This is a genomic window from Parachlamydia sp., from assembly GCF_050255895.1.
GTDB classification, from domain to species: Bacteria; Chlamydiota; Chlamydiia; order Chlamydiales; family Parachlamydiaceae; genus Parachlamydia; species Parachlamydia acanthamoebae.
Genome location: NZ_JBFWIR010000003.1, coordinates 72,411 through 80,085, shown reverse-complemented (window position 1 = coordinate 80,085; position 7,675 = coordinate 72,411). Strand labels below are relative to the sequence as shown.

Sequence of the window (7,675 nt, the reverse complement as noted above, 5' to 3'; positions counted from 1 at the left end):
CCACATCTATTATTTAAAGAAAATGGAGGAGGGATTGCATTTTTCAACTATTCCATTCAAACACACGATGTCTCATTCTTTTGCTTTCTGATGGCCCATCATGCAACTTTAATAGATCCTCTTCTTCATCGCATATTTGAAAAAAATGAAAAATCCTATTCGAAACTCTTAGATGCGCTTTTTATTCACCTAATTAAAAACCATCATAAAACAGCAATTAAAAATTTGTACCTCTGGTTTAATAACTATCCCAAAGCGAAGCATCGATGGGCAAAAACCTTGTTAAAAATGATCAAGAGTAATCAAAAGAATACAAATAAAGCCTTAATTAGCATTTTTTCTGAGATCTATGAATTGCTTAGCTGCCGCGAGAAGAAACAATTTCTCATCAGAGCTAAAGGATATGAGAATCTCAGTGTTTTTCAATTTTTATTATTAAAGAATTTTGATGATAAAGATTCTATTCCTTCTGCCTCTTACAATGAATATTTATTAGCTGTCTATGCCTGCATTTTGTTTTGGATCAAAGATCCAAGTTATCTCTATTGTCGTCTAGAGGAAGTTTTTGAAGATTCCAAAGATGAAATAATAAAAAAATTGATAAGCATTGCACTTAAATATTCCAATCATAGCTTAGTCAGGCTTCCTTGTTATGCTGAAAAAGATCAAAAACAATCAGATTCTGAAGAGTACCCTACAAAAACAAGTGCCTTTTTTTTAAAATTGATGGGTTTCTGTCTTCAAACGAGATGTAAGGAAACCCTATGTCGAGCAAATTATGTGGCTTCTTTGATGGCCAAACACGATGACTCTTTTCATCTTTTTTACCGGTATTATTTAAAACAGAATAATGAAGGAAAATCGCTTAACAAAATCGAATGTACTTTTATCAAAGCCTTGTCAACCAAAACGCCCATAAAGCTAGGTTTAAACCCACATCACGTATCCTCAGAGAAAAGACAATTATTGCAAAGTTTAGTAAACACACAAGAAATTCAAAAATTTAAATCTTCCTACTGGGAATTTAAAACCCTCTTTTTCGAACAGTCTGACAATCCAGCAACAACACTTTCTAACTCTTTGAAAAGTATTTCTAAAATAGAAGGATTTTCCACATATGCTTTAGAAAATCGAATTTCTTGGATTAGAGATTGCTTTTTTCGATTGCCCTCACAAGAAATGCTCACCCCTTTTATTGGGACAGAAAAAAAACCAAGAACGATTTCTGAAACGCGCTTAAAAAAGATTTTGCCTAAGTCATGTACTTATTTTACGCCCTCTTTTACTTTGCGCCATCATTTAATGGGAGAGGCTTATAATAATCGGTATTTAGATGCGCTTGAACCGAGTGCTCTTCCTTTTCAATACAAATGCGCCACTTTTTACTTTGAAGGAGGTAATCTTTTACATGCCATCAATACGCAAGGTTACATGATGGTTTTGAGTGGGGGATTAAACGTGACTTACTCCTATTTAATCGCGGAGGCTCACCATACTTTTAATGACCGCATCTTGCAGCAACGCATAATAGAAAAAATTGAACAACTAGAAAATCAAGGGATCTTGACTGAAGAACTGATAAACAAGACAAAAAAAACACTTAAACATGTCTTGAATAGAAGCGTTTCAAATGCAGATGCTTCTAAAGCAATCGCAAAGATCGAAGTGATTAAAGACACCATGGAAAAAGAACTCGGTTATCCACTCGTTATTTTGGAACCCGCTTACGGTTTTCAACAAAATCAACTGGATCTTCACATTGATATGTTCGTTCTTCCTGCCCCCAATGGGGTGATTTTTTTACAAAGTCATCATGTCACAACCCAGACGTTAGAACACATTTTATCCCAAGCTCGTTTGTCTTTTTTAGAAAGAAAAACATTGGAATCATTTTTAGAACATGCTCTGTTACTTCGAGAAAGAGATGAAATGCGCCTTCAGAGGATACAGGAAGAATTAGAAAAAAAAGATTTCATCGTCATCCCCATTCCTGGCATTTATATCAATTCTGAATATACCATTAACTATATGAATGCGATAGCTGGAAAAGGAAATTCAGGAGATTTTATCATCACAAATGGCTTCAAAGGCATTCCAGGAGAAAGTTATTTGCGTGACACCTTTACGCTCATTCTTCAATCTGCAGGCATCAATTCTGCTTACTTCTGCGGAAGTCCGCTTAACAGAATCCTTGAAACCACGGCTGATATCGATAAAGAATCCCATGATTACATAAACTTAAGCGGGGGGCTGCATTGCCGCACACTAGAATGCTGAGGACTCCTTTAAATTAAATAGCAAACAAGCATTCAGAGCTGTTTGCTGACGAAAGGCATCGATTGAAATATCTTTGACATCTGCAAGTATTTGAGCGGTTTCTGTTAAATAAGCAGGTTCGTTAGGTTTTCCTCGCTTGCTTTGGGGAGCCAAATACGGAGAATCTGTTTCAATTAACAATTGCTCCAAAGGAACCATTTTAGCCACCTGACGAAGTTCTTCACTTTTTTTAAATGTTGCAATACCGCTTAATGACAAATACCACCCTCGCTCAACCACTTCTTTGGCTTCCGCAAGAGTTCCTGTAAAGCAATGTAGAACACCTGGTCCATGTTTTCCATTCCAAACATATTCTTCATCCAGAATACTAAAAAAGTCCTTAAATGCATCGCGACAATGAATGACCACTGGCAAATGTGTTTCTCGAGCCAATTGAAAGTATTTTCTCAAGTATATTTTTTGGACTTCAGCGGTCGCATGATAGTAATAATAATCCAACCCTGTTTCTCCAATCGCAACTAAATGCCCAGCTTTAGCATGCTCTTCCACGATGGGAAAGAAAGTTTCACCTTCTTTTTCCACATCATGGGGAGGAGAGGAAGCCGCATTGTGCACCCAAGGATAACGCTTTGCAAGCAAAACGCCTTGTTCAAGTGATGCAACATCTGTGCAGATGTTGACCACTTTTTTAATTCCTGCGACTGTGGCTCTAGCTAATACCTCATCTACCAGAGATACCATTGACTTGCCTGTCAAATGCGCATGTGAGTCAAAGTAATAGCTCTCATTAGTGATTACTTTCAAGGGAGTCTCCTTCAGAAGAGGCAATCTTTTTAAGATCACCTTCAACAGCACTTAGATGTTCAATCACAACATCAGGTGTCAAAACTTGCGGAAGAATCGTTGGCGATCCCTCAGAGGCTCCATACAATAAGTAAAGAGGAACGCCATTTCGACCAAACTGTCGCAAAACTTTTGTGATTTCTTCGTCGTTGCTTGTCCAATCCGCTTTCATTTTGACCACTCCAAGTTCCTGGAATTTATTTTCCACTTTTTCCATCGATAGAACAAGATGGTTTGTTTGGCAGATTAAGCACCATTTTGCTGTAAAGTCAATGAATACAGGAACACCTTGTTTTTGCAATTCAGCCACTCTTTCCGCTGAAAACGGTTCCCATTCCCCTTTTTCATAAGAAGCGATAGACGTTTCAGGCGGTAAGCTTGCGGATAAATACACGGTATAACAACCAACCATCAAGCACGTTAAAGCAAATGCACCACTTAAGAAACGTGTTCTTTTAGAATTAATGAGCGTGCCCCAGCGACCATATGCCCAAAAACCAAGGGTGATGAGCAAGAAGGCGAAGAGCACCATCAGCAAAGCCATGCTGCTTGTTTGAGCTGAGTAGACCCACAGCAACCATAAAACGGTTGCCATCATCATAAAGCCCATCAATTCTTTGAATGTCACCATCCAATTTCCTGGCTTTGGTAAAAACGCAAGTAAGCTAGGAAAGAATGAAAGCAGAAGATATGGAAAAGCCATTCCTAAACCTAAGCATGTAAAGACAAGAAGAGCGTAAACAGGTGGAAGTGTCACTGCAAAGCCAATAGCTGAACCAAGAAAAGGTCCTGTGCATGGAGTTGCCACAGCTGTCGCTAATACACCACTGAAAAAGGATCCGCTCAGCCCTTCTTTTTTCGTCCCTGGGTTTGCCTGGGCCTGCCCTGCAAGAGAAGCGAAAAATGTTCCAAATTCGAAAATTCCAAACAAGCTTAACGCAAAGATCATTAATCCTGTCGCTAAAATCACCACAAAAATGGGTTCTTGAAGCTGAAATCCCCAACCAACCGATTTTCCGTAGACTTGTAAGACTAACATGGCAATCGCTAAGGCCCAAAAGGAAACCAAAACACCGAGTGTAAACATCATTCCATGCTTCAATACCAGCAGTCGATTTTGCCCGGACATTTTGACAAAGCTTAAAACTTTAAAGGATATCACAGGAAGAACGCATGGCATCAGATTTAAAATCATCCCCCCAACAAAGGCGAATAATAACGCTAATCCCAATCCTCCTTCAAATTCTGAGCCAGTAGATGCTATCTCATCATTGGATTGATTGCCTAATACAACAGCCTTTTTTAAGTCTTGAGGGTCCACAAATCCAATGAGAGCCTTTTCATCACCATGAATAGGCAGGTCGATGTTTAATGCAATAGGCTCACTCTCGCTCACATTATGAAGTAATAACACACCTTTTAAACGATCACTTGCAGAGGATCCTTCCGCCATTGTAATGAGATATTCACCTGCTGAATTGCTTGTTGAAGTCGCGATTGGTTCTTTTTTAAGATCCACTAATTCCGCTGTTTCAGGAAAAAATGCAGATGTCGGAGAAGCGATTTGGTCAACTCCAGACAAGTGAATCACAATCAGCCCATCTTTTCTGACAGCGCGGATCTTTTCATGATTTGTAGGCAATTTTTCTACTGCGGAAGAAACCATCTCTTTCCACATGTTACTTTGAGAATTAGGATGTACAGGGAGTGTTAAAGTCACTTCAGTTTCTCCTGGCATGCAATTGGCATCCGAGCAAACCAACCAATGAATAACGGCCTTTACTTCGACATTTCCCCCCGCAAATTCTTTAGTAGGAGTCATTTTTGTCAAAAGCAAAATATCCCCTTCATATCCCATTCCAACTGTGGAGTTTGAACTGAATTTTTGAGGAATTGGCCATTCGATTTCACCCGCTTGAATATTTTGTGGAAGATTCCAGTCAATGTGAGTTGCAAAACCTGCGTCTCCTGGATTTTTCCAATATGAGTGACAACCTTCTTGATGCTGCAAACGAATACCAACCCAAAAAGGAACATCCGCTTGAAGAGAGGATTGATCGTAGATCAGCTCAATCTTAACGGGTGAGGATTCTGGAACCGCATCGCTGTAAAGAGAGAACCCAGGAATCATAAAGAACAAGCACAATAAAAATAAAATTCTGCCTTTGTCTTTTATTCTGTTTACAAACGTGGAATTAAGCAAGCCACACCTCCGTTATTGCTCGATCACCTTTCCCTCTCTCTGATACTTAGTTGATACGCTGTGATTTCCCAGCTCTTTTAAGCATCTTGACAAATACTTAGCTAATCGATTATTAAACCCTTCTATCATGTTCTTTGAGATATTTAATCGATGTAATTCGATTTTATCTCTGTTTATTAATCCTCAAAGGATATGCTATAAGAAATACAAATTCTTTGTTTCCAGTAAGAAAACGTTAATTATAAGGGATATCCAAATGTTTGTAAAGAAATTATTATCTAATAGCAATCCTTTCTTTAACGCTTTTATCAATTCTGACACTCTGGGAAAAGGCATTTTTATTGCATTAATCCTCTTATCAATTATCAGCTGGATTATCATCCTTTTTAAAGTTTTGCAAGCAAGAACGGCAGAATCTTCCGCCTCAAATTTTTATCAACTATTCCAAAGCAATAAGTATAGCCCCTTAAACATCGAATATAGCGGAATTTCTGAAAACCCTTTTTATTCCCTGTATAGTACGATGAAAAAATACACATTGGAAATTTTAAACAAAAATCGACGTTTTGCAGCCCAAGAAAACGCGAGTTCCTATCTTTCGAAGGCCGACCTCGCTTTTATCGAAAATCATGTCTTTTCAGAAGTCACGCAGCAAATTAAGCAGCTGGAAAAAAATCTTTTTTTTCTTTCCACCATCGTTAGTCTTGCACCGTTTCTTGGATTATTGGGGACTGTGTGGGGAATTCTCATGACTTTTTCTGAACTCCATGGAAATGCGGCCGGTACACATCAAATGGTTTTAGGAGGCCTCTCCATGGCTCTCGCCACAACCGTTTTAGGATTAATTGATGCTATTCCGGCTCTCGTGGGATACAACTACTTAAAGAATCGCTTCCACGACTTCGAAATGCAATTAGAGGGTTTTGCAAATGAAATCCTAGCATCAGTCGAGATGCAATATCGCCGCGTAGATACACAATAAAGAGTTGATTATGGGAAGTTTTAGAAGAAGATACGCGAAGTCAACCATAGAAGAACCTGTGATCAATCTAACACCTTTGATTGACGTGGTTTTTGTCATTTTAATTATGTTTATCATTATTGCTCCACTTGTTGAGATGGAACAAATTGAGCTGGCCCATGCTTCACAAGCCTCCAAGGATGTCTCCTCTGTTCAAGCAAATAGCCCTATTCACATTCATGTCAAAAAAGACAACACTGTTTTCTTAAATAAAGAATTAGTTTCGCTGGTTGATTTGCCAACTCTACTTCTTCGACAAAAACAAGCTTTTCCAGATGCATCCCCTCAATTATTTCATGATCAATCTGCTTATTTTGGAACCTATCAACAAGTAAAAAACGCGGCTGAAGAAGCTGGATTTGCTAAAATGGATGTGATCCTTAACCCCTCTTAAGTGCTATGCGTGTATCTTTGTCAAAAAATGCTCTTTTTTTCTCTATCGCCATAGGAGTAACACTCTTTCATGTTTTATTCATGACAATGGCTTACTACGGTTTTGGCTCACCTATCGTTCAATTTGTCACCCCTAAACCCATGGCAGTGCAAACGATTTCTCTTTCTCCTCGCTCGAACGCCACTGCTGCAAAAATTGTTAAGCCTATTCCAGCTCCAAAAGAAATAGCTGTTTCTAAACCAAAAAAAGATATAACACTTTCGCCTAAGGCGAAGGAAAAGAAGCCTGTTCAAGAAGCTCCAAAAGAGATAGCCATAGCTCCAAAACCAAAAGAAAAGCCCGTGGTTGAAAATCCCAAAAAATCTCCTCCTAAGACAGAAAATAAGCCGAAAAATCCCCCTAAAAAAAATACAACCGATGTGACAAAAAAATCCCCCGCTCCTCAATCTGAAGTTTCTCCATCATCAAAGGAAAATTCGACACAGGATCTTGCGGCAAAGAAAAAAGAAAATCTTCTGCTTGCTGCACGGGAAAGTATTGCAAAAATTCAGCTAAAAAATGATAAAGTTAAGGCAATTTCGGAAGGAACTCTTTCGCTTGGCAAAATCGAAAGCTTAAGTATCGATCGCCTAGACGATGCGCAAAATGCTGAAAATAGATCTAGTGAGGTTCAATACCACGAAAAATTGGCCTATTTTCTAAAAAAAAATCTCCATTTAGTTGAACCAGGAGATGTAAAAATTAAGTTAACCTTAAATCGTCTAGGAAAAGTGACCCAATTGACGATCGCCTATGCGGAAAGCCGCCTGAATAGAGAGTTAATTGAAAAGTCTATTCCAAACCTAAGTTTTCCAAGTTGGCAAGCCCACTTTCCAACACAGCAAACCTATACATGTTCCATGACCTTAAGTCATGATGCCTTACCCCTTTAACCATG

At 38.7% G+C, this 7,675-nt stretch carries 6 protein-coding genes; 4 read left to right on the top strand and 2 right to left on the bottom strand.

Annotation, left to right across the window (positions count from 1 at the left end; genetic code table 11):
- Window positions 1–2,277 (top strand): hypothetical protein (locus AB7E63_RS01185; protein ID WP_428418471.1); only part of this gene is annotated, 2,277 nt, incomplete at its 5' end.
- On the opposite strand, the gene AB7E63_RS01180 is transcribed toward AB7E63_RS01185, so the two are convergent.
- The gene (locus AB7E63_RS01180; RefSeq protein ID WP_079978278.1) at window positions 2,266–3,081 is read right to left on the bottom strand and encodes a TatD family hydrolase; all 816 of its coding nucleotides are present in this window, start codon (window positions 3,079–3,081) and stop codon (window positions 2,266–2,268) included. The genes AB7E63_RS01185 and AB7E63_RS01180 overlap by 12 nt on opposite strands.
- Window positions 3,065–5,251 carry a protein-disulfide reductase DsbD family protein gene (locus tag AB7E63_RS01175; protein WP_006340643.1) on the bottom strand — a complete coding sequence of 729 codons (2,187 nt, stop codon included), beginning with the start codon at window positions 5,249–5,251 and terminating at the stop codon, window positions 3,065–3,067. The genes AB7E63_RS01180 and AB7E63_RS01175 overlap by 17 nt, the downstream gene beginning before the upstream one ends.
- A 328-nt stretch (window positions 5,252–5,579) precedes the next feature.
- On the opposite strand from AB7E63_RS01175, the gene AB7E63_RS01170 reads away from it, so the two are divergent.
- The 3 genes from AB7E63_RS01170 to AB7E63_RS01160 are packed head-to-tail and all read left to right on the top strand — an operon-like array spanning window position 5,580 to window position 7,670.
- Window positions 5,580–6,305: a MotA/TolQ/ExbB proton channel family protein gene (locus tag AB7E63_RS01170; RefSeq protein ID WP_006340645.1), complete on the top strand. Its 726-nt coding sequence runs from the start codon at window positions 5,580–5,582 to the stop codon at window positions 6,303–6,305.
- 10 nt (window positions 6,306–6,315) lie between these two features.
- A complete protein-coding gene (locus tag AB7E63_RS01165) occupies window positions 6,316–6,738 on the top strand; it encodes an ExbD/TolR family protein (RefSeq protein WP_006340646.1) in 423 nt (140 codons plus the stop codon).
- Window positions 6,739–6,743: 5 nt separating this feature from the next.
- Window positions 6,744–7,670, top strand: coding sequence for a hypothetical protein (locus AB7E63_RS01160; protein WP_006340647.1), 927 nt, complete (start codon window positions 6,744–6,746; stop codon window positions 7,668–7,670).
- The last annotated feature ends 5 nt before the right edge of the window (window positions 7,671–7,675 follow it).